Annotated in this window: 22 protein-coding genes; 15 read left to right on the forward strand and 7 right to left on the reverse strand. The window is 74.2% G+C overall.

The features are described from left to right. The first annotated feature begins 165 nt into the window (after positions 1–165). From DMB42_RS35990 to DMB42_RS36010, 5 genes are all read left to right on the forward strand, one after another. Positions 166–1,971, forward strand: a complete 1,806-nt coding sequence (locus tag DMB42_RS35990) for an ABC transporter ATP-binding protein (protein WP_125642328.1) — start codon at positions 166–168, stop codon at positions 1,969–1,971. Next, positions 1,968–3,758: an ABC transporter ATP-binding protein gene (locus tag DMB42_RS35995; RefSeq protein WP_125642332.1), complete on the forward strand. Its 1,791-nt coding sequence runs from the start codon at positions 1,968–1,970 to the stop codon at positions 3,756–3,758. The genes DMB42_RS35990 and DMB42_RS35995 overlap by 4 nt, the downstream gene beginning before the upstream one ends. Beyond that, entirely contained in the window at positions 3,755–4,135 is a 381-nt protein-coding gene (locus tag DMB42_RS36000) for a VOC family protein (RefSeq protein ID WP_125642335.1), read from the forward strand. The genes DMB42_RS35995 and DMB42_RS36000 overlap by 4 nt, the downstream gene beginning before the upstream one ends. A gap of 47 nt (positions 4,136–4,182) precedes the next feature. Then, the gene (locus tag DMB42_RS36005) at positions 4,183–5,031 is read left to right on the forward strand and encodes an NAD-dependent protein deacetylase (RefSeq protein ID WP_185845051.1); all 849 of its coding nucleotides are present in this window, start codon (positions 4,183–4,185) and stop codon (positions 5,029–5,031) included. 170 nt (positions 5,032–5,201) lie between these two features. Further along, the gene (locus DMB42_RS36010) at positions 5,202–5,489 is read left to right on the forward strand and encodes a YchJ family metal-binding protein (protein ID WP_308427342.1); all 288 of its coding nucleotides are present in this window, start codon (positions 5,202–5,204) and stop codon (positions 5,487–5,489) included. Here the strand turns inward: DMB42_RS36010 and DMB42_RS36015 are convergent. The 5 genes from DMB42_RS36015 to DMB42_RS36035 all read right to left on the reverse strand — a co-directional run bounded on the left by DMB42_RS36015 (position 5,459) and on the right by DMB42_RS36035 (position 11,878). Further along, positions 5,459–6,523: a DUF917 domain-containing protein gene (locus DMB42_RS36015; RefSeq protein WP_125642341.1), complete on the reverse strand. Its 1,065-nt coding sequence runs from the start codon at positions 6,521–6,523 to the stop codon at positions 5,459–5,461. The genes DMB42_RS36010 and DMB42_RS36015 overlap by 31 nt on opposite strands. Next, positions 6,516–8,033 carry a hydantoinase/oxoprolinase N-terminal domain-containing protein gene (locus DMB42_RS36020; protein WP_125642344.1) on the reverse strand — a complete coding sequence of 506 codons (1,518 nt, stop codon included), beginning with the start codon at positions 8,031–8,033 and terminating at the stop codon, positions 6,516–6,518. The genes DMB42_RS36015 and DMB42_RS36020 overlap by 8 nt, the downstream gene beginning before the upstream one ends. Before the next feature lie 17 nt (positions 8,034–8,050). After that, entirely contained in the window at positions 8,051–9,370 is a 1,320-nt protein-coding gene (locus tag DMB42_RS36025) for a cytosine permease (protein WP_125642347.1), read from the reverse strand. A 121-nt stretch (positions 9,371–9,491) separates the two neighbouring features. Next, positions 9,492–10,808 (reverse strand): hydantoinase/oxoprolinase N-terminal domain-containing protein, encoded by a 1,317-nt coding sequence (locus DMB42_RS36030; RefSeq protein ID WP_125642350.1) that lies wholly within the window; start codon positions 10,806–10,808, stop codon positions 9,492–9,494. Continuing rightward, on the reverse strand, positions 10,805–11,878 hold the full coding sequence (locus tag DMB42_RS36035; RefSeq protein ID WP_125642353.1) for a DUF917 domain-containing protein: 1,074 nt from the start codon (positions 11,876–11,878) through the stop codon (positions 10,805–10,807). Before DMB42_RS36035 ends, DMB42_RS36030 begins: the two co-directional genes overlap by 4 nt. An 89-nt stretch (positions 11,879–11,967) precedes the next feature. Here DMB42_RS36035 and DMB42_RS36040 point away from each other — a divergent pair, with 89 nt between their 5' ends. From DMB42_RS36040 to DMB42_RS36060, 5 genes are all read left to right on the forward strand, one after another. After that, positions 11,968–13,374, forward strand: a complete 1,407-nt coding sequence (locus DMB42_RS36040) for a CdaR family transcriptional regulator (RefSeq protein ID WP_125642357.1) — start codon at positions 11,968–11,970, stop codon at positions 13,372–13,374. 86 nt (positions 13,375–13,460) lie between these two features. Then, entirely contained in the window at positions 13,461–14,393 is a 933-nt protein-coding gene (locus DMB42_RS36045) for an alpha/beta fold hydrolase (RefSeq protein WP_125642360.1), read from the forward strand. A 71-nt stretch (positions 14,394–14,464) separates the two neighbouring features. Continuing rightward, positions 14,465–16,504, forward strand: a complete 2,040-nt coding sequence (locus DMB42_RS36050) for a M14 family zinc carboxypeptidase (protein WP_221762509.1) — start codon at positions 14,465–14,467, stop codon at positions 16,502–16,504. Between the two features lie 360 nt (positions 16,505–16,864). Next, complete coding sequence (locus DMB42_RS56115; protein WP_125642363.1) at positions 16,865–17,461, forward strand: hypothetical protein; 597 nt, start codon at positions 16,865–16,867, stop codon at positions 17,459–17,461. A 132-nt stretch (positions 17,462–17,593) separates the two neighbouring features. Then, on the forward strand, positions 17,594–21,742 hold the full coding sequence (locus tag DMB42_RS36060) for a serine protease (RefSeq protein WP_260478164.1): 4,149 nt from the start codon (positions 17,594–17,596) through the stop codon (positions 21,740–21,742). Between the two features lie 3 nt (positions 21,743–21,745). Here DMB42_RS36060 and DMB42_RS36065 read toward each other — a convergent pair whose 3' ends face one another. Next, positions 21,746–22,576, reverse strand: a complete 831-nt coding sequence (locus tag DMB42_RS36065) for an SAM-dependent methyltransferase (RefSeq protein ID WP_221762510.1) — start codon at positions 22,574–22,576, stop codon at positions 21,746–21,748. 130 nt (positions 22,577–22,706) lie between these two features. Between DMB42_RS36065 and DMB42_RS36070 the strand changes: the two genes are divergently transcribed. From DMB42_RS36070 to DMB42_RS36085, 4 genes are all read left to right on the forward strand, one after another. Further along, a complete protein-coding gene (locus DMB42_RS36070; RefSeq protein ID WP_125642370.1) occupies positions 22,707–23,357 on the forward strand; it encodes a nitroreductase family protein in 651 nt (216 codons plus the stop codon). A gap of 35 nt (positions 23,358–23,392) precedes the next feature. Then, entirely contained in the window at positions 23,393–23,854 is a 462-nt protein-coding gene (locus DMB42_RS36075; protein ID WP_125642373.1) for an Rrf2 family transcriptional regulator, read from the forward strand. Positions 23,855–23,919: 65 nt separating this feature from the next. Continuing rightward, complete coding sequence (locus DMB42_RS36080; protein WP_125642376.1) at positions 23,920–25,068, forward strand: globin domain-containing protein; 1,149 nt, start codon at positions 23,920–23,922, stop codon at positions 25,066–25,068. A gap of 90 nt (positions 25,069–25,158) precedes the next feature. Further along, a complete protein-coding gene (locus DMB42_RS36085; RefSeq protein WP_125642379.1) occupies positions 25,159–25,920 on the forward strand; it encodes a GNAT family N-acetyltransferase in 762 nt (253 codons plus the stop codon). A 6-nt stretch (positions 25,921–25,926) separates the two neighbouring features. Here DMB42_RS36085 and DMB42_RS36090 read toward each other — a convergent pair whose 3' ends face one another. Further along, positions 25,927–26,361: a MarR family winged helix-turn-helix transcriptional regulator gene (locus tag DMB42_RS36090; RefSeq protein WP_125642382.1), complete on the reverse strand. Its 435-nt coding sequence runs from the start codon at positions 26,359–26,361 to the stop codon at positions 25,927–25,929. 79 nt (positions 26,362–26,440) lie between these two features. On the opposite strand from DMB42_RS36090, the gene DMB42_RS36095 reads away from it, so the two are divergent. After that, positions 26,441–26,812, forward strand: coding sequence for a nuclear transport factor 2 family protein (locus DMB42_RS36095; RefSeq protein WP_125642385.1), 372 nt, complete (start codon positions 26,441–26,443; stop codon positions 26,810–26,812). The last annotated feature ends 116 nt before the right edge of the window (positions 26,813–26,928 follow it).

Here is a 26,928-nt window from a genome sequence, read left to right on the forward strand (position 1 = left end):
GCGTATAGATCGCGTAGGCGGCCGAAAACCGGTTGCGGCGCGGCGCGGGCGGCTGTTGTACTTCCCGGCGGCACCAGTCACCGGCCGGAGGAGCGGCACCGATGAGAACAGCGTTCATGACCTTTCAGCACAGGAATCCCACCTATTCAGAGGGCATGACGCTTCTTGATATCTCCGCTCACCAGGACGTTTCCGCATGTAGATAGACCGGCGAGGCAGGCGCTGCGGCACCTGCGCCCCGCGCCGCGCACCGCGTTCGCGCTGGCCGCCGCGACCGCCGCGGCCACGGCGCTGCCGCTGGCCGCGCCCCAGATCACCCGCCGCTTCGTCGACGACGCGATCGGCGGCGCCGGGCCGCGCCACCTGATCCTGATCGCGCTCGGCTACCTCGGCCTGGCCGCCGCCGGGCAGGCCGCCCGCATGGTCACCGCGTGGCTCTCCGGCCGCCTGGCCTGGGACGGCACCAACCGCCTGCGCGAACACCTGACCGGCCACGCGCTCGGCCTCGACCTGGCCTTCCACGCCCGCCACACACCCGGCGAGCTGATCGAGCGCGTGGACGGCGACGTGGTGGCCGTGGCCGACTTCGTCGTCGCGTTCGTGCTCGACGTCGTGGCCGGGCTGTTGTTGCTGGCCGGGGTGCTCGCCGTCGTGTTCACCGTCGACTGGCGGCTCGGCGCGGCGCTGCTGGCGTACTGCGTGCTTGCCGGGCTCGGCATGGCCGGGGCGCAGCGGCTCGCCGTACCGTCGGCCACCCGGTCGCGGGAGGCGAGCGCGGCGCTGTACGGCCACCTCGAAGAGCGGCTGGCCGGGGCCGAGGACCTGCGGGCCAACGGCGCCGGCCGGCACGCCGTCGGCCGCTTCCACGAGGTCGCCGGAGCCTGGTTCCGCGCCGAGTGGTACGGCTCGCGCATCGCGGGCGGCCTGCTCGCGGCCACCGGGGTGGCGTTCGCGGCCGGGACCGCGCTGATGCTCGGCCTGGCCGCCTGGCTGCTGGACGCCGGGGCGGTCACCGTCGGCACCGCCGTGCTGCTCTTCCAGTACACGCTGATGATCCGCACGCCGTTCGAGCGGCTGATCGACCAGCTCAGGCAGTTCCAGGGGGCGCTGGCCGGGTTCGCCCGCATCGGCACCCTGCTGGCCGAGCGGCCCGCGCTGCCCGCGCCCGCCGTGCCCCGGCCGCTGCCCGCTGCCGGCGCGCTCGGCCTGCGGCTGGCCGACGTCGGCGCCGCCTACCCCGACGACGGCGAGCCCGCGCTGTCCGGCATCACCCTCACCCTCGCCCCCGGCGAACGCCTCGGCCTGGTGGGACGCACCGGCAGCGGCAAGACCACCCTGGCCAAGCTGCTGCTGCGCCTGTACGACCCGACCGGCGGCACGGTCGAGATCGGCGGCCTCGACCTGCGCGAGGCGGACCCGGAGTCGCTGCGCCGCCGGGTCGCCGTGGTCACCCAGGACGTACGGCTGTTCGCCGGCAGCGTCCGCGACAACCTCACCCTGTTCGGATCCCTGTCGAGCACCCGGTCCAGCACCGGGTCCGACTCCCGGTCCGGCGCCGGTCACGGCGACGACCGCCTGCGTGCCGTGCTGGACGGGGTGGGCCTGGGCGGCTGGCTGGCGGCCCTGCCCGGCGGGCTCGACGGCGAACCCGGCGAGTTGTCCGCCGGCGAGGCACAACTTCTCGCGTTCGCGCGGGCATTCCTGGCCGACCCCGGCCTGGTCATCCTCGACGAGGCGTCCAGCAGGCTCGACCCGGCCACCGAACGGCACGTCGAGGACGGCGTACGGCGGCTGCTGGACGGGCGTACCGGCGTGCTCATCGCGCACCGGCTCTCCTCCCTGGCGCACGTCGACAAGATCGCGGTGCTGGAGCGCGGCAAGCTCGTCGAGTACGGCCGCCGCGCGGACCTGGCCGCCGACCCGAACAGCAGGTTCGGCAGGCTCCTGGACGCCGCGGGGGTGAGCCGATGAGCTCCCGCCGCGCCCTGGCCGTGACCGGCCGCCTGATCGGCTTCGACGTGCGCCTGTACGTGTCGCAGATCCTGTTGTGGTTGCCGGTCCACGTGATCCCGCTCGGCGGCGGGCTCGTGCTGCGGCAGCTCTTCGATCAGATCAGCGGGCACAGCCCGGCGACGCTGCGGCAGTCGTTGTGGTTGTGCGCGGCCTTCGTGGGCGTCGAACTCGTCCGCGGCGTCGTCCTGGTGTTCGCCTGGGCCTACGGCTCCTACTGGTGGGACGCGGCGGCCACGCTGCTGCGCGCCAACGTGCTGGGTTCGGTGCTGACCGCGCGCGGCCCGGTCGCCGCCCGGCTGCCGCGCTCTTCGGGCGAGTCGCTGGCCCGGCTGCGCGACGACGTGCGCGAGCTGGTGGAGCTGGCCGACGAGTCGGTGCCCCTCGCCGGGAACCTGCTGTTCGGCGGGGTGGCGCTGGCGATCATGGTGTCGATCGATCCCGTCGTCACCGTGGCGCTGGTCGTGCCGATGCTCGCCGCCGGCCTGCTGAGCAGGCTCATGGGACGGGTGATCGGGCGGCGGCACCAGCGGGCCAGTGAGCTCGGCGCGGGCGTGACGGCCTTCGTCGGCGAGCTGTTCGGCGGCGTGCTCACGGTCAAGACCGCCGGGGCCGAGCGGGCGGCGCTGGAGCGGCTGCGCGCGCTCAACGGCCGGCGGCGCGACGCGGCCGTACGCAGCCGCCTGGCCACCGACCTGCTGGAGGCCGCCACGGGCACCACGGTCGAGCTGGGCGTCGGCATCGTCCTGCTGCTGGCCGCCGGGGCGATGCGCCGCGGCGAGTTCACCGTGGGCGACCTGGCGCTGTTCACCAGCTACGTCGGCTGGCTGACCGCGCTGCCGCGCACGGTCGGCTCCGTCCTGTACCGCCTGCCCAGAGCCGGGGTGTCGGCCGGGCGGCTGACCGAGCTGCTCGCCCCGTACCAGGACGCCGCCGACCTGACCCGCGACCGCACCCTCCACCTCCGCGCCGCCCCGCCGTCCGCGCCGCGGCCGTCCCCGCCCGGTGAGCCGCTGGAGGTGCTGGAGGCACGCGGCCTGACCGTACGCCATCCCGGCGGGCGCGGCGTGCACGGCGTCGACCTGACGCTCGCGCGCGGCACGTTCACCGTCGTCACCGGGGCCGTCGGGGCGGGCAAGACCACGCTCGTACGCGCCCTGCTCGGCCTGCTGCCCCTCGACGACGGGACGATCTCCTGGAACGGCCGCCCGGTGCCCGACCCCGGCACGTTCCTGGTGCCCGGCCGGGCGGCCTACGCGGGCCAGATCCCCCGCCTGTTCTCGGAGACCCTGCGCGAGAACCTGCTCCTCGGCCTGCCCGCCGACGACGACGCGGTCGCCCGCGCGCTGGAGCTGGCCGCCCTCGAGGACGACCTGGCCGCCATGCCGGACGGCCTGGAGACCGTCGTCGGCCCCCGGGGCGTACGCCTGTCCGGCGGCCAGGTCCAGCGCGCCACCGCCGCCCGCGCCCTGGTACGCTCCCCCGGCCTGCTCGTGGTGGACGACGTGTCGTCCGCGCTCGACGTCGCGACCGAGAACCTGCTGTGGGAGCGGATCGCCCGGCACGGCCCGGCCACGCTGCTCGTGGTCTCCCACCGCCGGGCCGCGCTCGAACGCGCCGACCAGATCGTCGTCCTCGACCGGGGCCGCGTCGCGGGCCGCGGACCGCTCGGCGAACTGCTGCGCACCTGCCCCGAGATGCGCAGGTTGTGGAACGGGGAACCGATCGAGGAAAGAGGGGCCACATGAGGATCGACCGTCTGGACCACCTGGTGCTGACCGTCGCCGACGTCGAGGCCGCGGTGCGCTTCTACACCACCGTGCTGGGGATGGAGGCGGTGACGTTCGGCGCGGGGCGGCGGGCGCTGGCGTTCGGCCAGAGCAAGATCAACCTGCACCAGGCGGGCCAGGAGTTCGAGCCGAAGGCGGCCCGGCCCGCGCCGGGCAGCGCCGACCTGTGCCTGATCACCGCCGACCCGATCGAGTCCGTCGTCGAGGAGCTGGCCGGCCACGGCGTCGCGCTCGTCGAGGGCCCGGTGGAGCGCACCGGCGCGCTCGGGCCCATCAGGAGCGTCTACCTGCGCGACCCCGACGGGAACCTGGTCGAGCTCAGCAACTACCTCTGACCGGGCATGATGGAGGAGTGGGAGAAACTGCGACAGCGCCCGTGACGATGCCCCTGACCGGGCCCGCGACCGCACCCTTGACCGGGCCCGCGATGGTGCCGCTGACCGAACTGGTGGCCGGCGGCGACGTCGTGGTGCTCAGCGGCGCCGGGTTGTCCACCGAGTCGGGCATCCCCGACTACCGGGGCCCGAGCGGGCAGGCCCGGCGCGCTGAGCCGATGACGTACCAGCGGTTCACCGGCAGCGCCGAGGCGCGCCGGCGCTACTGGGCGCGCAGCCACGTCGGCTGGCGGCAGATCGGGCAGGCCGCGCCCAACGCCGGCCACCGCGCGGTGGCCGGCCTGGAACGGCGCGGCCTGCTGTCCGGCATCGTCACCCAGAACGTCGACGGCCTCCACCAGGCCGCCGGCGCCCGCCGGGTGATCGAGCTGCACGGCGGCCTCGACCGCGTCGTCTGCCTGTCGTGCCGCGAACGCACCCCGCGCGCCGAGCTGGAACGCCGGCTCAGCGCGGCCAACCCGCGCTGGGCCGCCGAGGGCCGGATCAACCCCGACGGCGACGCCGCCCTCACCGACGCGCAGGTCGCCGGGTTCCAGGTGGTCGACTGCGACTCCTGCGGCGGGCTGCTCAAACCCGACGTGATCTTCTTCGGCGAGAACGTGCCCCGCGAGCGCGTGGACGAGTGCTTCGCGCTCGTGGGCCGGGCGCGCTCGCTGCTCGTCCTCGGGTCGTCGCTGGCGATCAGGTCGGGGCTGCGCTTCGTCACCAGGGCCGCCGAGCTCGGCCTGCCCATCGCCATCGTCAACCAGGGCCCGACCGGCGGCGACGCCGACGCCGCGCTCCTGCTCGACGCCCCGCTCGGCGCGACGCTGACCGAGCTGGCCGCCCGGCTCTGACGCCCCTTCCAGACCCGCCCTGCCTCGCCCCGCCCCCGGCGCGCCGCCGGGGCGGCACAATGGAGGGCATGCCTCCTCGTCCATGCCCCTGCGGTCTGCCCGCGTCCTACGCGGACTGCTGCGGGAGATTCCACCGCGGTGAGGGGTCGGCCCCCACCGCGGAGTCGCTCATGCGGTCCAGGTTCAGCGCGTTCGCCGTGGGCGACGAGGCCTATCTCATGGCCACCTGGCACCCGACCGACCGCCCGGCCCGCCTCGACCTCGACAGGAAGGTCGCGTGGGTGGAGCTGGAGGTGCTGGAGAGCACCGGCGGCAGCCCGGTCCACACCGAGGGCACCGTGCGCTTCCGCGCCCACTTCGTCAACCGGCGGGTGCCGGGCGTGCTCGACGAGCACAGCCGGTTCGTCCGGCTCGACGGCCGCTGGGTCTACGCCGGGGTCGTCGCGAGCGGCCGGTAGTCGCAGTCGTAGCCGAAGTACCTCGGCCCGGCCAGCTCCAGCCCGCCCGGCGACGTCCAGCGCGGGTCGCACGGCACGGCGACGACCGTGACGCGCAGGCCGTAGCGCATGGCCTCGGTGGTGACCGGCTCGCCCGAGTCGGTGTCCAGCACGCAGATCAGGTCGGGCGTGGTGGCCACGATCTCGCCGTCCCGGCGGGCCAGCAGGTGCTCGTTCTGGAAGCTGAGCTCCAGCGTGCCCGTGCCCTCCAGGCGGGCCTGGCCGCGGGCGAAGCCGCCGGTCGTACGGCGTTCCACGTCCACGACCTTGCCGGTGAACAACGTCAGGCCGCCCAGGACGTCCAGGGCCGCCGCCACCGGGTCGGCGTGACCGGCGCGGGCCAGCCGCACGGCCCGGCCCAGGTCCTCGGCCAGCGTCAGCGTGGCCGGCACGAGCCCGTCGCGCAGCTGGTCGCCGCGCATGACGGTGTCGGCGCAGGAGACCTGGCAGCCCATCTGCACGCACGCCGACCTGGCCAGGCGCTCGGCCCACACGTTGGACACCGTCTCCAGCACCAGCGTGTTGCCCTTGTCGTCGGCCAGTGCCATGGGCGTGTTCGGCACGCCGATCAGCGTCGGCAACACCATCTGCGCCTCGGGGAAGGCGCGGCCCATCGCGTCGCCGTCCACGATCGGCAGGCCCGCCTGCGCGGCGGCGGCGATCGGGATCATCGAGTTCACGCCACCGACCTCGATGGGCACGATGTGCGTGGCCGGACGCCCGAGCACCGCCTCCAGGGCGCGCAGCGCGGTCAGCTCCTCGGTGCCCGCCGGCAGCTTCTCCAGCAGCACGGTCGGCGCCCCCATGCCCGACACCGCGACGACGGTCGCGTCCGCGGGCACCTCGTCGATGGCGACCAGCGGCACGGGACCGTGCCTGCGGATCGCCTCGCGGGCCAGCAGCTTGCCCACGTACGGGTCGCCGCCGCCGCCGGTGCCGAGGATGCCGGCGCCGCGGGCCATGTCGTCGAGCCGGTCGATTCCGATCTCACGCATCGATCTTCTCCAGGTCCAGGTCGCCGACCGCCTTCACCCTGATCCTGGTGGCGTCACCGGGCAGGTAGGCGAGCGGCAGTTCTTCCACGTCCACGATCCGCACGCTGCCCGCGCGGGCGCCGCCGCGCTCGGCACGGATGATCGCCTCGCTCTTGGCCTCCTCCAGGATGCGTTCGCGGGGACCGGAGAAGACCCGGTCCACCTCGCCGCCGACCTGGGCGATGGCCGCGCCGACCGCGTTGGCCACCTCGAAGTGCGCGGGGCGGCGTACGTCGTCGAAGCCCGGCAGCTCCTCGATGAGCACGCTGCCGCCGCCGACCAGCACGACGGGCAGCGGCGCGGACGAGGTGCGCATGCGGTCGACCGCCTCCGAGACGCGCTCGGCGATGAGCTTGAGCGCGCGCTGCGGATCGACGTGGGCGACCTTGGCGCGGTCGCCGATGTCGGCCAGCCCGGCGGCCACGGCCAGGTCGGTGGCGGTCAGCGTGCCGCCGCCGAACACCAGCGCCTCCTCGGTCAGCCGGTAGCCGACGCTGCGCGGGCCGGTCGTGCCGTCCTCGGCGACCAGCGAGCCGCCGCCGATGCCGATCGACAACACGTCCGGGATGCGGAAGTTGGTACGCACCTCGGCGACCAGCGCCTCCCCGGCGGCCTCGCGCGGGAAGCCGCCGACCAGGATGCCCACGTCGGAGGTGGTGCCGCCGATGTCCACGACCGCGCAGTCCGTCAGCCCCGACAGGTACGCCGCGCCGCGCATCGAGTTCGTCGGCCCCGACGCGAACGTGGCCACCGGGTAGCGGCGGGCCTGGTCCACGTCCATCAGCGTGCCGTCGTTCTGGGACAGGAACAGCGGCGCGTCGATCCCGGCCACCCGCAGTGCCTCACTGAACGCGGCCACGGTACGGCCGGCCAGCGGGCGCAGGGCCGCGTTCACGATCGTGGCGTTCTCCCTGGCCAGCAGGCCGACCCGGCCGATCTCGCAGGACAGCGACAGGTGCACGTCCGGGCCCAGCTCGGCGGCCAGGAGCTCCGCCGCCAGCCGCTCGTGGGCGTCGCTGACAGGGGAGAAGACCGAGGAGATCGCGACCGTGCGCAGGCCGCGCCGCCTGATGTCGGCGGCGACCTCGCGCAGCTCGTCCGGGTCGGGCTCGGAGATGGGGGCGCCGTCGTACTCGCAGCCGCCGCGGCACAGGTAGACCGCGCCCTCGACGGCCTGGCGCAGCCGGTCGGGCCAGTCCACCAGCGGCGGCAGCGCGGCCGTGGCGGGCAGGCCGAGCCGTACGGCTGCGACCGGCTCCAGCCGGGCTGCCTCCACCAGGGCGTTGACGAAGTGGGTGGTGCCGATCATCACCGCCGACACCCGGGTCGCGCCCAGGCCGGCCAGGGCCGCGGCGACGCCGCCCGTGACGTCGGCGGTGGTGGGGGACTTGACGGTGGCCAGCACCTGGCCGTCGTCGCCGATGAGGGCGGCGTCGGTGTTGGTGCCGCCCACGTCGATGCCGATACGCATGAAGGAGGACTTTCTTCTCAGACGGTGAGCGCGGGCCGCTCGACGGGGACCTCGCGGGTGCCGCGGACCAGGCCGAGCCGGCCCGCGACGACGTAGCCCACGCCCGCGAGGATCAGGGAGTTCAGGGCCGGGATGCCGTACCACTGGTAGTGGTCGCTGAGCCAGCCGATCAGCGCGGCGGCGGTCCAGATGACCAGCGTGGCGGGCACCCAGGTCGGCTCGGTCTCGGGCAGCGTGCCCGTGGCGCGGGAGGCGTCCAGCGCCGGGCGCCAGCGGCGCACGATGAAGTACTCGGCGACCATGATCCCGGCCACCGGCGGCGTGATGACACCGAGGATCAGCAGGAAGTCGGTGAACCGCTCCAGGATCCCGGCGGCGGCCAGCACGCTGCCCAGCACGCCGATGCCGACCGTGACGGCGACCCGGTTCAGCCGCCGGCCGATCGTCGACTCGACGGCGTTGAGCAGGCCGAGCGCGGCCGAGTACAGGTTCCAGTTGTTGATCTTCACGGTGGCCGAGATGAGGATGACGACGCCGACCACGCCCGAGGAGGCGGTGATGATCGCGATCACGTCCGAGGACTTGACCGCGTAGGCCAGGAGCACGCCGGCCAGGCCGAGGACGTACTCGCCGAGGGAGATGCCGACGAGGGTCTGCTTGACCACGTCGCCGGTGTTGCGGTTGAACCTGGTCATGTCGGGCGTGGTCACCGCGCCGATGATGTACGACCCGGCCACGATGGTGGCGCCGGTCGCGATGCTGATCGGCTCGCCGAACGGCGGCGAGGCCACCAGCGTGCCCAGGTCGTGCCGGGAGATCTCCACCCACATCGCCCACCCGGCCAGGCCGAGGAAGGCGGGCACGGTGATGAACGCCGTCATTCCCATCGCCTTGAAACCCCGTACGACCAGCAGCGTCACGCCGATCCCGGCGATCATGGCCCACACCCACAGCGGCAGCCAGGACATGATCGAGTGCAGGCCCGCGGCGAAGACCGCGGTCTGTACGCCGAACCAGCCGAACAGGCTCAGCGCGATGATCACGCCGATGATCGTGGAGCCGTACCGGCCGAAACCGGTCCAGCGGGCCAGCAGGGACGTGGACAGGCCCTCGCGCATCCCGGCGATGCCGACGAAGATGCAGACCACCTCCAGGATCACCGAGCCGAGCGTGAACGCCCAGAACGCACCCCAGAACGACAACCCCGCGCCGAGCGTGGCGCCCAGCAGGAACTGCGTCAGGTCGGAGAGCTGGCCGAACCGCTGCACGGCCACGTTGAACCAGGAGTAGCGGGCCGCCTGTGGCACCCGCTCCAGCGGGTAGTCGGAGTCGGTCATGGTGGGATTTCCTTTACCTCGGGGGGTCTTGCGGGGGCTCACGGGTGGGGGCTGGGCTCACGAATCGGGGCTCACGGGCGGACGGGCTTTCACGGGCGGGCTTTCACCGGCGGACGGGCCTTCACAGGAGTGAGGGCGGGCCGGCGGCCGGGGCGCGCAGCCGGACGAACGGACCGGGCAGGTAGGCCAGCGGGATCTCCTCCACGCTGATGACCCGTACCTGTCGCGGATCGGCCCCGGCGCGCACTGCCGCCGCCCTGGCCTCCTCGGCCACGGGTTCGAGCGCCGCCGGCAGCGCCGAACGGTCGGGCAGGCGGACGATGCGCTCGTACTGGCCGCCGACCGGGCTGACCGCCGCGCCGATGGCGCCCGCGGTGGGCCCGTGCTCGGGATGCAGCCCCTCCGGTACGGAGTGCGCGCCGCCGCCCACGACCACGAGCGGCAGCAGCCCCGCGCCCGGCTGCAACCGGTCCACGGCCTCGGCCAGCTCGGCGGGGTCCACCGGCCTGGCCACCCTGATCAGCCCGGGGATGCGCAGCCCGACAGGCACGCCCCCGATGTCCGCGCCGCCCACGGCCTCCTCGGGATAGCCACCGGCCAGCACGCCGACGCGGACCCGCGTGGCGCCCACGTCGGCGACCACCGCGTCGCCGAGCCCGGTCAGCGCGCCCGCGCCGCGCAGCACGCTGGCCGGGCCGCTGCCCAGGCTGAGCCCGGGATGGCGGGCCAGGTGCTCCAGGCTCATCAACGTGCCGTCGCCGCGGGTCACGAACGCCGCCGCCCCCGGGCACAGGCCGTCCAGGGCGGCCGCCAGCCCGCCGGAGACCGCGCCGGCGAACCCCGACAGGGCGGCGTCCAGCACGGTCGCGTTCTCGCGTTCCAGCAGGCCGAGCGAGCCGAGGTCGGCCGACAACGCGATCGGCACGCCCTCGCCCAGCTCCGCCCTGACGATCTCGGCGGCCTCGCGTTCCTGCTCGCCGTCCAGGGGCGAGAACAGGCCCGCCACGGCCACGGCCTGGGCGGTGCCCGCCACGCTCGCGGCGAAGCGGGCCACGGCGTCGCGGTCGAGCGGCGTGCGGTCCTCGCGGTCGAGCCCGCCGCCGCCGTCCACGACGGCGGTGCCCGCGTTCACGGCGTCGCGCAGGTCGGGCGGCCAGCCGGACAGCGGGCGCACCGCGGTCGCCGACACCCCGGCGATGCGCAGCACGGCGACCCGGCGCAGCCCGGACCGCCTGGTCACGGCGGTGGCGGCGCCGCGCAGACCGACGGCGACCTGGGTCGGCACGCCGTCCAGGGGCAGGCGTTCCAGCGCGGCGCGCACTCCGGCCACCGGGTCGCCGGGGATCGAGGCGATCTTGACGGTCGCGCGCACGGTCCCGTCGTCGGCGACGACGGCCGCGTCGGTGTTGGTCGGCCCGACGTCCACCCCGGCCCTCATGTCCCGGCCTCCGGCCGCTCGCCGGAACCGGTGGGGGAGGGGCTCAGGCCCGTGCCCGCCGGGCTTTCCGTCGTCACGGGAGTGGCCGGCGCCGGTGGGGGAGGGGTGAGGCCGGTGAGACCGAACGCGGCCGGCCCCGCCAGCTCCAACCCCTCAGGCGTGTGCCAGACGGGATCGCAGGGGACGCGCACCACGCTGACCCGCAACCCGTACCGGACCTGCTCGGCCTGCACCACCTCGCCGGTACGCGTGTCCAGCATCGCGATCACGTCGGGCACGACGGCCAGCGGCACGCCGTCCTCGACGACGGCGACGAACTCGCTGGCCGCCTGGATCCGTACCAGCCGTCCCTGGTCGGCGCCGAGCCCTTCGACCAGGATCGACCCGGCCGTCTCGGCGACCTTGCCGGTGACCAGCGGGTCCGGCAGCCGCGTCCCCAGGCGCACGGCCCGGGTGACCGAACCGAGCGCGGTGGAGGCGGCCACCTGGTCGCCGCGCATGATGTACTCGCTGGTCGCGACCTGGCCGCCGAACGCCTCCAGCGAGGCGCGTACCAGCCGCTCCAGCCAGCCGCCGGTCACGTGGTCGACGACGACGGTCCGGCCGCGCTCGTCGCACAACACGGCCGGGGTGGGCGCGATGCCGCGCAACTGCATCACCGTCTGGTCCATACGGGGGAAGGCCCGGCTCATCCCGTCGGCGTCCACCAGCGGCAGTCCGACGCGGGCCGCCCACGCCACCGCGAGGCAGCCGTTCGCGCCGCCGATCTCGCTGGCCAGCACCGCGCCGACGCGGGCGCCGTACAGCTCCTCGATCTTGTCGCGCAGGTAGACGGGCTCGTCGGTGCCGCCGACGCGCTCGGACATCACGGCCGAGGAGCCCGCGGTGCCCACGGGCATCACCAGCAGCGCGGGGTCGAGCTCGGCGGGCTGGACGACGCGTACGGGCCCGTGGTCCTCCAGCGCCTGCAACGCCGCGGCGCGGGCGATGGTCACGGGACCGCCGCCGCCCGAGCCGAGCACGGCGCAGCCGCGGGCGAAGGCGGGCAGCAGCCCGGTGTCGATGTCCACCCTTCCGAGGTTACGAAGCCGCAGGTCGAGCCGGATGTTCCCACAGCACCTTTTTGGCGGGCTTCGTGTGCCGATGGCACACTGATGGCATGTACCTGCTGGAAGAGCTGCGTCCGCTCGCCGGTCCGGACACGCCGGCGGCGGCCTCGGGCGTACGCCTGGTGGAGGACCTGGGCGGGATCGCGGGGCAGCCGCCGGGCTCGGTGCTCGTCCTGACGGGCGCGGCCTCGCGGCAGGCGGCCGGGTACCGGCTCGACGTCGCGCTGCGGGACGCCGCCGCGGCCGGGGCGGTGGCGCTCGTCCTCACCGCCGAGACCGAGGTCGACCGCAGCGCCGCCGCGCTGGCCGAACGCGGCGGCGTCGCGCTGCTGGCGGCCGGGGGCGACCTGGCCGAACTGGTGGTGGCCATCGACCGGGCCATCGCGGGCGACGCGGCCGACGCGCTGGTCCGCGCCGCGCGCGCCGCCGAGGCCGTGACGCACGCGGGCGGCGCGCCCGAACGCATCGCCGAGGCCGCCGGCGCCGCCCTCGGCCTCACCGTGCACGCCGACGGCACCACCTTCACCACCAGCCCCGTACGCTCCGACACCGGGCCGGGGCGGGGCGGGACGCACCTCGACCGGGCGGCCGGGATCGTGCTCAGGCTCGCCTCGCTGGCCGCCGCCGCGGGCCCCGCCGACGAGCTGCCCGGACGTTCGCGCGCCCAGCTCCTCACCGAGCTGCTGGTCGCCTCCGAGAACCAGGCGCAGGAGCTGGCCCCCCGCGCCAGAGCCCTTGGCCTGCCGATCGACGACTGGCACGTCGTCCTACGCCTCGAACCCGCCGACCCCGCGTCCACGTCCGCCGCCGACCCCGCGCCCGACGGCGGTCAGGAACGCTACGCCCTGCTGGAGACCGCCGCGTCGCGGGCCGTGCGCGCGGCCCGCGAGCTGGGCGGCGCCGCCTGGAACGCCGCGCTCGCCGGCGACGCGCTGATCGTGGTCCGCAGCCAGCGCCGCGACCAGGGCAGGGCGGGCCTGCGCGAGGCCGTACGCGACGCCGCCCGCCTGCTCGAACGGGTCCGCCCGGCGGGCGCCGACCTGCGTTGCGGGGTGAGCACCGCCCGCCAGGGCCTGCTCGGCCTGCGCACCTCCGCCTCCGAGGCGCGTACGGCCCTGCGCCGCAGCCCCCTGCCGCTGGTCACGTACGACCTGGCCGGCCTGGACCGGATGCTGGAGGAGTGGTACGCCTCCGACGCCGCCCGGCCCGCCGTCGGGGAGCTGCTGCAACCCATCCTCGACCTCGGCGGCGAGCGGGCCGGCCACCTCCTGGCCATCCTTCGCGCCTACCTCGACCACAACGGCTCGCCCGCCCGCGCCGCCGAGGAGCTCCACCTGCACCGCAACGCCGTCAGCCGGAACGTGCGCCGCATCGAGACCCTGCTCCATGCCGACCTCGACGACCCGCAGCAACGGCTGGCCCTCCAGCTCGCCTGCCGCGCGGCCTCCTTCCGCTGAAGGACGTCCCTCCGGGACCCTGCTCCCAGCCCGCGTTCGCCCGCCAGGACGAGGAAACCCGCGGACCGGATCCCTAGATTCGGGACATGATGCGAAAAGCGCGGCGCCTGCTCGCCTGGTGCGCGGGCCTGGTGCTGGTGGCCACCTGCGCGGGCCTCGGCTACGAGACCGCCGCCCGGCGCGGCGACGCCGCGCGCTATCCGCCGCCCGGCCGCCTGGTGGACGTGGGCGGCCACCGCCTCCACCTGCGCTGCACCGGGTCCGGCGGCCCGGTGGTCGTGCTCGAAGCGGGCCTGGTCGAATCCAGCGCGAGCTGGGAGGTCGTCCAGCGGCGGTTGTCCGCCGGGCTGCGGGTGTGCTCCTACGACCGGGCCGGCTACGCCTGGAGCGAGCAGGGCCCGGGGCCGCGCACCGCGGGCCGGGCGGCCGCCGAACTGCGCGCGCTGCTCGCCGCCGCGGGCGAACCCGGCCCGTACGTCCTGGCCGGTCACTCCTACGGCGGCGAGATCGTCCGCCTGTTCGCCGCCCGGTACCGGGACCTGACGGCCGGCCTGGTGCTGGTCGACGCCACCGACGAGGGGGCCGCGGCGGCCATGCGGGTGTCCAGGCCGCTGGTGGCCGCCCAGCTCACCGTCAACCAGGCGCTGGCCAGGATCGGCCTGCTCCGGCTGGCCGGGGACCTCCTCGTGCCCGGCGACGCCACCGCCGCGGCCCGCGCCGCCGCCCCCGTCGTCTACGGGCCGGGCAGCATGGCCGCCGCCAGGGCCGAGGCGTGGGCCTCGCTCGACAGCGCGCGGGAGGTCGCCGACGCGGTGCGGGAGCCGGCCGGGCCGCCGGTCGTGGTCGTCATCCCGTCCGGCGGGCCGCCGAGCGCCCTCGACCAGGCCCGGCGGGTGGCCGCCGGGTCGACCCGCGGGCGGGTCGTCGTGGCCGCAACCTCCGAGCACTACGTGCAGTACTGGCAGCCCGATCTCGTCGTCGCCGCGATCCGGGAGATCGCCGCCTTCACGAAACGCTGAAACTGGGTCTTGCCCGTTCGGTCAAGTCGGCTTTCAATGATCGAGGTACCGGTGATCCTTGGAGGAGACCGATGCGTGGCTCACGGGCGTCCGCCGTCATCCTGATGATCGTCGTCTCGACGTTCCTGGCCTCCGGGCCGTCGTCGTTGCCGGCCGTGGCCGGACCGGGCGATCCGGAGCCCGCCTCGCTGGTCACGCTCTCCGTGCCGGACAAGGCCGCGATGGAGCGCCTGGTCGCCTCCGGCGCCGACCTGACCGAGCGGGTACGCCCCCAGGCCGACGGCAGCGTCCAGGTGGACGCCGTTCTCACGCCCAGCGCGCTGGCCGGGCTGAAGTCGATCGGCGTGGGCCTCGCGCCCGGCACGCCGCCCGCCGCCAAGAAGACGCCGAGCGCCACCGCCGCGCAGGACCAGATCGTCATCGAACGGGCCGTCTGGTACAAGTCCCGCGACGGGTACTTCCTGTCGGTCGAGGCCAGCAGCAGCGCGGGCGAGACGGCCGCGCTCACCGCCACCTGGACGGGCCGCCGCGGGGCCACCGGGCAGGTCGCGATGGTCCCGTTCGTGGACGCCGGCGCGTACATGGGCCACCAGTTCAGCACGCCGTCGCCGGTGACGGCCGAGCCGCAGCGCGTCACGGTCACCTCGGCGACCGGCGGCAAGGCGGAGGCCCGCGTACGCGAATGGCCCGACGGCGAGCGCCCCGACCGCCAGGCGCCGGGCTACCAGAAGGACTTCGTCACCCAGTACATGCCGCCCGCCCAGCTGAACGAGCGGATCCAGGCGCTGCACCGCCGCTACCCGGCGCTCACCGACATCATCCAGCTGCCCAACCTCACCAACGGCTACCGCCGCCACGCCCAGGCCCTGATCGGCACGCCGCCCGGCGCCGCGATCGTGGTCACCTCCGACGCCTACGGCTCCGAGGGCGGCAACGACGTCTCCGTCGAGCTGGCCGCCCCCGGCGCGCCGGACCGGCCGCTCCAGGTGGGCGTGAACGGCAGGCAGGTGACCGTGAGCCTGGCCACCGACGGCTCCGGCACCCCGGTCAGCACCGCCGCCCAGGTCGTCGCCGCGGTCAACGCCACGGCTGGCACGGGCGTCAAGGCCGCCGCGTACCGCACCGACCCCGGCGCGGGCGTCATCGCCGCGGCCGCCGCCACCCGGCTCACCGACTCCCTCAAGGCGCCCGCCGACGTCTCCCGCGCGCCCATGCGGGTGCTGGCGCTGCGCGTCGGCGTCCACCGCGACGGCTCGCGCACCGGCGTGCTGGCCTACGCCCAGGAGCACGCCAGGGAATGGGTGCCGCCGCTGGTCACCGTCGAGGCCGCCGAACGCCTGCTGCGCAACTACGCCCGCGACCCCGCCACCCGCAAGCTGCTCCAGCGCACCGACATCTTCATCGTGCCCACGGTCAACCCCGACGGCGCGAACTACAGCTTCTACGACTTCAACAGCCAGCGGAAGAACATGACCAACCACTGCCCGGCCGCGCAGTCGGACCCGGCGCAGCGCAACACGTGGGGCGTGGACGTCAACCGCAACTACGCCGTGGGCTCCCTGACCGACGGCTACTTCGGGGCCTCGGCCAACTGCCAGAGCGGCACGTACGCCGGACCGGCCGAGCACTCCGAGCCGGAGAGCCGCAACGTCGTCTGGCTGGCCCAGAAGTACCGCAACATCAGGTTCGCCATGAACGTGCACAGCTACGGCGGGTACTTCATGTGGCCGCCCGGGGCGTACAAGCTCGACGGCCGGGTCGCACTGCCCAGGCCCAGCGCCGACCAGGAGGCGTACTTCATGCGCTCGGCCCGCACGATCGAGCAGGCCATCGCCGCCGAGCGCGGCACGGTCATCTGGCCGCAGCAGACGGGACCGGTGACCGACGTGTTGTACTCGGCGGCCGGCAACTCCGCCGACGAGCTCTGGTACGACTACGGCATCTACGGCTGGGACTTCGAGGTCGGCGCCGACCTGTGGAACTCGTCGACGCGGACGTGGGAGGGCGTGGGCTTCCAGCCGCCGTTCGAGGAGGGGCACGCCGAGGCCATGGAGTTCGCCTCGGGCCTGATCTCGCTCGTCGGCGTGGCGGCCGGTTTCCGGGAGCGGTGACGCTCCGGAAAAGGCGCAGGTCATGGGGGGAATGCCGGGTCGTTGCCGGTGGTTTACATAGTCATACCCCGTGGGCTTTGGCTGTGGTTGATGCTGTTTGCCTGGGGTTTGCGGTTCAAGGGTAGATCATTGCCCGTTTTGGGGTGTTTGGTTTGCGTTTGTCCGTTTCTTGGGTTAGTGTTGTATCTATCCAGCCGGTGAACGACCCGGACACCATCACGTCCGCGTCAACCACCCGCATCTGTTTGCGCTCCACGTAGCGACCTGAGGCCCTTGTGCCCGGCTACGACCTTTTATGTCTTGTCTGAGTCATGCGAGCGCACGCCCCCTCGTGATCGATGTCACCTAGGAGATTGCCTGATGACTGCTGTTCGCCTGCGTTCGTTCGCCATGCTTTCGGCCGCTGCGCTGTCCGCGCTGACCATCGGCGCCGCGGCCCATTCCGCCAACGCCGACGCCGACACCACCACCACCGCCGCCGCCAAGACGGCTGCCGCCAGTAGTCAGGGTGTGCTGGCCGGGGCTACTACCGCGTCGTATTTCTGGGACGACTCTTCGGGTCGTGCTGGTGACACGGGTCTGCCGGCTGCTGGTAAGCCGATGCAGAAGGGTCTTGCCGCTTCGCCGTCGTGGCCGCTGATGACCGAGGGGTATGTGGTCTATCAGGGTAAGAAGCTGCCGTTCTTCGTGGGTGACCGTGGTCCTGGTGACCCCTCCAGTCGTGGGGTGATGCTGGACCTGGATGCCAAGACGTTCGCGGAGCTGACTGGTGGCCGGTTCAATCCGGACACGCTGGGTGTGGATGGTGTGTCGGGTGAGGGTCACATCAAGATCCAGTACGTGATCACCAAGTGGGGCGACGGGGTCGGTAAGAAGGCTGCTCCGGTGCCGTTCGAGACCGGTGCGTGGCGGCAGAAGGATGCTGCCAGCACGGCCACGGTGTCGGTGAAGAAGTAGGAAGACGTGTGAGAAGGGCGTTCCCTGCGGGGGACGCCCTTCTCGCGTGTCAAGGAACGGCAAACAGCACCCGTGCCCAGCCGTCATACTGACTCACCGGACGACCCGGTGACGAGGCGGTGACCGTACGTGATGGATCGAGGGCCCGACGAGGCGCTGAATCTCGCCGTCCTGCGCGTACGCGGCCCTGACGCGGCCGTGGCGGGCGCGGGTTTCCTCATCGCGCCCGACCAGGCCCTCACCTGCGCCCACGTGGTCTCCGGCGCCCTCGGCCACCCGGAGGGCCCGCCGCCGCCCGACGCCTGGGTCACCGTGGAACTGCCCTTCGCCGGTGCCCTCTCGCCCGTGCGCGCCCGCGTCGAACACTGGGTCCAGACCGCCGGCGACGGCTCGGGCGACATCGCCGTCCTGCGCCTGGACAGCGCCCTGCCCGGCGGGCGCCCGCTGCGCATGGCCGAGCCGCGCAGCCTGTGGGGCCACCGCGTCGTCGTCGCCGGGTTCCCCCACGGCCTGCGGGGCGGCGGCTGGCACACCGGGCGGCTGCTCGGCGGCACCCAGCAGGGCTGGCTCCAGTGCGCCCCCGACGACGGCGTGCCGATCGAGAGCGGCTTCAGCGGCAGCCCCGTCTGGGACGTCGAGCTCGGCGACGTCGTCGGCATGGTGGTCGCCGCCCAGCCGGGCGGCCCCCGTCAGGCGTTCGTGATCCCCACCCGCTCGCTCACCCGCGCCGTCCCGGCCCTGGCCGCGACCGTACGGCCCGCCTCGCCGTTCCGCGGGTTGTCGGCCTTCCGCGAGGGCGACGCGGCGGTCTTCTTCGGCCGGGACGCCGAGGCCGCCCGGGTCGAACGCCTCCTCCAGGCCCACTCCCAGGTCACGCTGACCGGGCCGTCCGGATGCGGCAAGTCCTCGCTCGCGCTGGCCGGGGTCGTGCCCGCCATGCGCCGCCACGGTTGCGAGATCGTCGTCCTGCGGCCCTCCGCCGTACGCTCCTGGCCGGACGCGCTGGCCGCCGAGCTGGCCGCGCTGTCGTACCCGGGGCTGGCCGGGGCCGAGGCGCTGGTCAGGGCCGACGCGCTGAGCGAGCCGCTGGGCAACGGGAGGATGGCCGACGTCGTCGGCCAGATGCTGCGTGACACCGGCGCCACCGGGCTGCTGCTCGTCGTCGACCAGGCCGAGGAACTGCTCGTCGGCGCACCCGAACGCGCCGATGAGGCCGCCGAGGTCCTCGACGCGGCCCGCGCGTGCCCCGGCGTCCGGGTGTTGTTCACGCTGCGGGCCGACTTCCTGCCCGCCGCCCTGTCCCACCCCCGGCTCGGCGGCGCGCTCGGCCGCGAGACCTACGGGCTCACCCCCATGACCCGCGACCAGCTCCGGCAGGTCGTCGAGGAGCCGCTGGCCGCCGTCCCCGCCGTCACCTACGATCCCGGCCTGGTCGACCGCATCCTGGGCGACGCCGGCACCGCGCCCGGCGCCCTGCCGCTGATCGGCTTCCTGCTGGACCGCCTCTGGCACGAGCAGCAGGGCGGCCGCATCAGCCACACCTCCTACGAGGCGTGCCGCGGCGTACGCGGAGCCCTGGGCGCGCGGGCCGAGCGGGTCTGGGCGGCGTGCGTGCCCGAGCAGGACGCCGCCGCGGGCGCGGAGTTGTTGTCCCGGCTCGTCCGGGTCGCTGCGGGCGCGCACGCGCCGCTGCGCAGGCAGGTGAGTCGTGAGGAGGCGGGGGAGGAACGCTGGCTGCTGGCCGGTCGGCTCGCGGCCGGGCGGCTGCTCGTCATGGACGCCGGCGAGGACGGCCGCCCGATCGTGGAGCTGGCCCACGAGTCGCTGATCGCCGAATGGCCCCGGCTGGCCGGGATCGTGGCGGAGGACCTGCGCTTCCTGGAATGGCGCGACCTGCTCCACCAGGACATGGGCCGCTGGCGGCAGGCCGGGCAGGCCCCTGACCGGCTCCCCGGGCCGCCCGAGCTGGCGGCCGCCGCACGCTGGCTCGCCGAACGGCCCGGCGACCTCACCCAGGACGAGCACGACTACCTGCGCCAGGGGTTCCGCCGCCGCCGCGCCCGCACGCTGCGCCGCCGGGGCGCGATCACCGGCGGCGTGGTCATGCTGCTGACGGTCCTCTCGCTGGTCGCCTGGTCGCTCTACCAGGGCCGGGTCGGCGAGCAGCGGGCCGCCGATGCCCGTTCCCGCGCCCTGGCCGGGGCCTCGGCCGACCTGGCCGAACGTGACCCCGAGCTGTCGTCCCTGCTCGCCGTCGGCGCCTACCGCTCGGCCCCCACGCAGGAGGCCAGGACCCAGCTCCTCCAGCGCTACGTCGAGCACCGCTACACCAGGGGTGTGGCCACGGGCGCGCTCGGCTCGCTGGCCGCCGCCGACGCCAGCGACGACGCCCGCGTCCTGCTGGCCACCGCCGGCTCGATCTCGGGCCGCGCGACGTTGTTCACCCGCGGCGCCGACGGGCGCTACAGGCGCACCCACCTGCCCGACCGGGGCAGCGCCGGCCAGCCCGCCGTCTCCGCCGACGGCAGCCTCATCACGTACGCGCTCGACGACGGCAGCATGGTCTGGCACCGCGTCGACCCGGCCGACGGCGAGCTGCTGGACCAGGGCCACGTCCTGGAACGCCAATACCGGCAGGCCCGGCCCGACGAGCCCGGCGCCGACATCCGGGCGGCCGGCGACGACGGCTGGATCGTGACCACCGGCCCGAAGAAGCTCGTCCTGCAGTCGCTCGGCACCACCGGCACGCCCCGCACCTGGCTGTACGACCTGCCCGCCGACCTCGTCCGCTTCGGCCCCGACGCCACCACCCTGGTCGTCCGGGAGAAGGGCATGGCCAAGGTGTTCACCAGCAAGGGCAGCCCGGTGTGGCGGCAGCTCACCATCCGCGTCCTCGGCCCGGCCGCCGGCGGGGCCGTCTCCGGCGACGGCGCCACCGCCGTGACCTGCCGGGACGGCGAGGACGGGCGTAGCGCCACGTACACCGGGTTCGTGGTCCGCGACGGCAGGAAGCTGGGCGGCTTCCGCGCCGGACGGCCGTGCGGTCCCTTCGTCGTGGACCGGGAGGGGCGGCGGGTGGCCGAGCAGGGCGCCGCCGGCTGGGAGCTGGTCGACCTGGCCAAGGGCGCCACCCTGTCCCGTACCTGGATCGACGCCCAGGCGAGTGCGGCCCCGGTCGCGCTGCTCGGCCGGGCGGGCGCGCAGGAGCTGCTCACCAGGTCGCCGGAGACCCTGGTGCTGACCGCGCTGCGGGACGGGGAGCAGCGCATCGGCAACCCGGCGCTGCTCCAGGGCGGCCGCCGGATGGTCGCCCAGGTCGACGGCGGCGCCCGGCTGCGGCTCATGGAGACCGGCGAGCCGCAGCGCACCCTGGCCGACGTCGCCCGTACGAAGAGCCCGAAGGGCCTGAACACAGACGGCGGGATCGTCGTGGACGACGCCGAACGCTACGTCGCCGACGCCGTCGCGCCCGGCCGGGTCGCCGTCCGCGCGTTGCCCACGCTCGCCCCGGTCACCGAGATCACCACCGCGAAGCCGCCGGAGGGCGAGCGCCTGACGTACTTCTTCAAGGACGGCGACCTGTTCACCTTCGCCGGCCGCCGCCTGGAGCGCTGGGAGCCCGCCACCGGCCGCCGCATGCGCGCGGCCGACGTCGCCGGGCCCGGCACGGTCGTGACGGAGGTGCAGGTCAGCCCGTGGAGCGCCGACCACTTGATGATCGCGACGCGCGGCGCCGATCACCTGCGCACGATCGACCTGCGCACCGGTACGGAGGTCAAGGACCGGCGCCTGACCGTGGGCGCGGACGTCGTCAGCGGGTTCGTCTTCGACCGCTCCGGCACCCACCTGCTGCTCTACCGCAGCGGCTGGCTGCCCGAGGTGTGGCTCACCCACCCGCTCAGGAAGGTGCTGGGCCCGCTGCGCTCGTCGGGTGAGAACATCCGCGGCGGCGAGCGCATGACCTCGATGATGCCGGAGAACGCGGGCAGGCTGTTCCTGTTCAGCGAGCGGGAGATCCGCGTCTTCGGGCTCGGCGAGACCCAGGTGTCCTACGAGGAGGGCTACTCCTTCCGGCAGGTCCAGGACTTCATCGACATCTCACCCGACGGCTCGCTGCTGCTTCGGCTCAAGGGCGGCGACAGCGGCGCGGGCTACTCCACCGACCTGCTCACGCTCGACGTGGCCACCTGGGAACGGCGGTTGTGCGAGGTGTTCGGCCGCCCCCTGACCCAGGACGACCGGCAGCAGGTGCCGATCGCCCTGCCGGACGCGGTCTGCTGACCCTCACGGCTTGCGGCCGACCCCGCCCAGGAACGTGTGGTACGTGATCCCCAGCCTCGGGTGGTAGCCCGGCTCGGGCCGCCACTCGGCCAGCGGCACCAGCCCGGGTTCCAGCAGCTCCAGGCCGTCGAAGAAGGCGCTGATCTCCGCGCGGGTACGCCACCGCCCGGTGCCCATGGTGTCGTTGAAGAGCCGTTCGGCCTCGAACGCCTGCCGTGACACCTCCGGGTGCTCCTCCATCGGGTTGTGGAAGTGGGAGATCGCGACGTGGCTGCCGGGCGCCAGCCGCCGGACGAGGCGCGCGGCGAGGCCGGCCGGGTCCTCCTCGTCGGACAGGTGGTGCAGGATGCCGAACAGCAGCAGGCCCACCGGCTCGTCGAGGTCGATGAGCTGCCGGGTCTCGGGATGGTCGAGGATGTCGTCCGGCTCGCGGATGTCGGCCTTGATGACCGTCGTACCGTCGTCCACGGCGAGCAGCGCCCGGGCGTGGACCAGCACGATCGGGTCGTGGTCGACGTAGACGACGCGGCAGCCGGGGGCGGCCGTCTGGGCGATCTCGTGCACGTTGCCCTGCGTGGGCAGGCCCGAGCCGAGGTCGAGGAACTGGCGGATGCCCGCCTCGCCGGCCAGGTCGCGGACGACGCGCGCGAGGAAGTCCCGGTTGGAGCGGGCCGCCTCAGGGGCGTCGGGTGCGATCTGGAGCGCCATCTGGGCCACCTGGCGGTCGATCTCGAAGTTGTCCTTTCCGCCGAGCATGTAATCGTAGACGCGGGCGACGCTGGGCTTGGTCGTGTCCACGTCCGCGGGGGACCGTACCTGCTCGCTGTCGGTCACGGTCGGCTCCTTCGGTTGCCTCGGGCGAGTCCGGCTGGCGCGATCATACGTCCAGATATGCCGGAAATCAGACCCAGCGGGGCCGTACGGGCTACGGGCTTCCGGGGGCGCGCGTTGACATGATGCATGCATGACGATCGAACCACTGGCCCCGGACACGCTGCTGACCACCACCCGCAGCGTGCGCAGGCGTCTCGACCTGTCCCGCCCGGTCCCGGCGGAGCTGGTCCGCGAGAGCCTGGAGGTCGCGCTCCAGGCGCCCTCCGGCGGCAACCGGCAAGGATGGCACTGGATCCTGGTCACCGACCCCGAACGGCGCAAGGTGATCGGCGACTACTACCGGCGATCGTGGAACGCCTACTCCACCTCGGGCGGCTCGGCCCGGTCGATGTTCCGGGACGACCCGGCGCGGGCGGCGACGCAGGAGCGCGTCAGCGACAGCGCCGCGTACCTGGCCGAGCACATGGGCGACGTCCCGGTGCTGGTGATCGGCGCGATCGAGCTCCCCGGCGGCGGCCTGCCCGAGGGCAACCAGGCCGGGCTGTGGGGCTCGCTGCTGCCCGCCGCGTGGAGCTACATGCTCGCCGCCCGCGCCCGCGGCCTCGGCAGCGCGTGGACCACCCTGCACCTGGAGTACGAGAGCGAGATCGCCGAACTGCTGGGCATCCCCGCCGAGGTGCGCCAGGGCGTGCTGCTGCCCACCGCGTACTACACGGGGGAGACCTTCGGTCCGGCCGCCCGGCAGCCGCTCGACGAGGTCCTGCATCTCGACCGCTGGTGACGCGATGACCCCCGCGGTGCGCCTACCGTGAATCCATGCGCCTGACCGCCTTCACCGACATCTCCCTGCGCATCGTCATGCGCCTGGCCGTCGCGCGGGAGGAGGAGCTGCTGACCACCCGGGCAATCGCCGGCATGCTGGCGGTGCCGTACACGCACGCGGCCAAGGCGGTGGCGCGGCTGGGCGAGCTGGGCGTGGTGGAGGCCAGGCGTGGGCGGGGCGGCGGGTTGCAGCTCACCGCGCGGGGGCGGGACGCGTCCGTGGGCTTCCTCGTCCGTTCCCTGGAGTCGGCGGGCGACGTGGTCGGCTGCGCGGACGACCCGCCGTGCCCGCTGCGTGCCGCCTGCCGCCTGCGTACGGCGTTGCGCCAGGCGCAGGAGGCCTTCTACGCCTCGCTCGACACGGTGACCGTCGCCTCCTTGATCGACGCCCCCACGGGCCCCGTCCTGCTGTCGCTGACCACCCCCGCGGAGAGGGCCGCCGCCGGGGCTCCTTAATATGTATCTCAGATACCAATTATCTGAGCGGCGGCTTCGTGCTGCCTTCCCTCTGGAGGTCCCCCATGCTGTCAGGTGAATCGGCGGCGGTCGTCCGCGCCACCCTGCCCGTCGTCGGAGCGGCCCTCGACGACATCACCGCCCGGTTCTACGACACGATGTTCGCCGACCGTCCCGAGTTGCTCGACGGCCTGTTCAACCGGGGCAACCAGCGCAACGGCGAGCAGCGCAGGGCGCTGGCCGGCTCGATCGCCGCCTTCGCCACCATGCTCCTGGAACACCCCGACGAGCGCCCCGACGACCTGCTGGCCCGCGTGGCGCACAAGCACGCGGCCGTCGGCGTGACCGACGACCAGTACGTCATCGTGCACAAGTACCTGTTCGGCGCGATCGCCGAGGTGCTGGGCGACGCCGTCACGCCCGAGGTGGCCGCCGCCCAGGACGCCGTCTACTGGCTGATGGCCGGCGCGCTGATCGCCATGGAGGCCCGCATCTACGCCGAGGCCGGCGCCCGCGACGGCGGCACCTGGCGGCAGTGGCGGGTGACCGGGCGCCGAGAGGAGACCGCCGACACGGTCTCGCTGGTCCTGGCCCCGGTGGGCGACGAACCCGTGCCGCCCGCCCTGCCCGGCCAGTACGTCAGCGTCCGCGTCCGCATGCCCGACGGCGTACACCAGCTCCGCCAGTACACGCTGTCCGGCTCCGGCGCCGACGGCCTGCGCCGCATCACCGTCAAGCGCGACGGCGAGGTGTCGGCGCTGCTGCACGACACCGTCCGGCCGGGCGGCGAGCTGACCCTGTCCGCGCCGTTCGGCGAGGTGACCCTGGCCGGGGGCCGGGCGCCGCTGGTGTTCGTCTCGGCGGGCATCGGCTGCACCCCGATCGTCGCCATGCTGGAGCACCTGGCCGGCGCCGGCGACGACCGCCCCGTCCTCGTCCTGCACGCCGACCGCTCGCCCGACCGGCACGCCCTGCGCGCCGACATGGAACGCCTGGCCGGCCCCGGCGGCCTGTTCTGGTACGAGGAGGGCGAAGGCCCCCGTACCGGCCGCATGGACCTGACCGGCGTGGCGATCCCCGAGGGCGCCGTCGCGTACATGTGCGGCCCGCTGGCCTTCATGCGCGCCGCCCGCGCCCAGCTCATCGAGGCCGGCGTCGCGCCGCGCGACATCCACTACGAGGTCTTCGGCCCCGACCTCTGGCTGGCCGCCTGACCCCGCCCGGCCTTCGCCAGGAAACCCGGTTGCCCGGCGGCGGGCGCGGCCCTACCGTGTGACGGTCGTACGCCGAGGAGAGGATTTCACGTGCTGGGTGCCCGCGTGCATGCGTACCTGCGAGCCGCGGCCGGGCCCCGGGGCCACCGGGCCGGGCCGTTCCTGATCCGCTTCGACGAGCACGACGACGCGCTCCCCTTCAACTACGCCGTCCCCGACGACGACCTCGCCCCCACCCCCGAGGACGTCGCCGCCCTGGTCACCGCCTTCCGCGAGCGCGGCCGGACACCCCGCCTGGAGTACGTGCCGCAGGTCGCCCCCAAGGTGGAGGACGCCCTGCTGGCCGCCGGGTTCGCCGCCGAGGGCCGCTACCCGCTGCTGGTGTGCCCGGCCGGGCCGCCCGCCGGGCCGCCGGCCGACGTGCCGGCCGACGCCGGCGTACGGGTCGCGCTGGTGACCGACGAGCCCGGGTTGTGGCAGGTCGCGCGGGTGATGAACGAGGCGTTCGACGCGCCGGAGGCCACCGTGCACGACGTCGCCCGGCTGCGCGGCGTACTCGACCGTGGCGGCCTGGTCGCCGCGGCCCATGACGCCGCGACCGGCGAGGTCGTCGGCGCCGGCCAGCTCGGCGGCCCGCAGGACGGCGTGGCCGAGGTCGCCGGCATCGCCGTGCGCGTCACCCATCGGCGGCGCGGCGTCGGGGGAGCGGTCACCGCCCTGCTGACCAGGGCCGGCGCGGGCGCCGGGATCACCATGCCGTTCCTCACCCCGGCCGACGACGCGGCGGGCCGGGTCTACGCCCGCGTCGGCTATCACAAGGCCGGCGAGGTCCTGCACATCTCCGCCCGCTGACCCTCCTCACCGCTGCCGGGAGTTCTCCAGGAGGCGGGCGAGCACCCGTTCGAACGCCGCCAGCTCCTCCTCGCCCAGACCGGCGCGCAACTGCCGGTCGAAGGCCGTCACCACCTCCCGCAGCCGGTGGAACAGCCGCTCGCCCTCCTCGGTGAGCTCCACCACGTGCACCCGCCGGTTGTCCGGATCGCGGCGCCGCGTGAGCAGCCCGTCGCGCTCCATCGTGTTGAGATGGTGGGTCAGCGTCGCCCCCTGGATGCCCATGGCCTCGGCCAGCTCCCGCTGGTTGCCGAGCTTGCGCGACTTGAGCGAGACCAGCACCTGCCAGGCGGGCGTCGAGCCGCCCGCCCGCGCCAGCGCGTCGTCGAACGCCCTGCCCACCTGCCTGGCCGTGCCGGACAGCCGCAGACCGATCGGCGGGCCGGAAGGACGTACCGTCATGGCCTCATCGTAGCATTGACATCTAATCGTTTGACATCTAACGCTTAGATGTCTAGCTTCGGGAACGAGGAGGTTCATCATGAACATCGACGAACTCAACCGCGCATGGGTGGCGGCACAGCGGGCCGGGGACGGCCACGCCCTCGCCGACCTGCTCGCCGACGACTTCACGCTGGTCGGCCCGCTCGGCTTCGTCCTGGACAAGAAGCAGTGGCCGGCGGGCTACGCGAGCGGCGCCCTGGTCATCCGGTCGATGACCTGGGAGCAGCTCAGCGCCCGCGTCTACGGCGACACGACCGTCGTCGTCGGCCAGATCACCCAGGAGGCGGCCTACCAGGGCACCCCGGCCGACGGCCGCTTCCGCGTCACCCAGATCTGGGTCCGCGACGGCGACCGCCTCCTGCCCGCCGGCCTGCACTACAGCCCCATCGCCGCGCCCGCCCAGGGGTAGCCGTACCTGACCTTCGTCAGGTACGGCGGTTGACCTTCGGGGGATGGCGGCGCCCGGCCCGTCCGTCATCGTCGGTCCCATGCCTTTCCCCGGCCGTCTCATCGGCGGCGTCACTC

The organism is Nonomuraea sp. WAC 01424, from assembly GCF_003947315.1.
Taxonomy (GTDB): domain Bacteria; phylum Actinomycetota; class Actinomycetes; order Streptosporangiales; family Streptosporangiaceae; genus Nonomuraea; species Nonomuraea spiralis.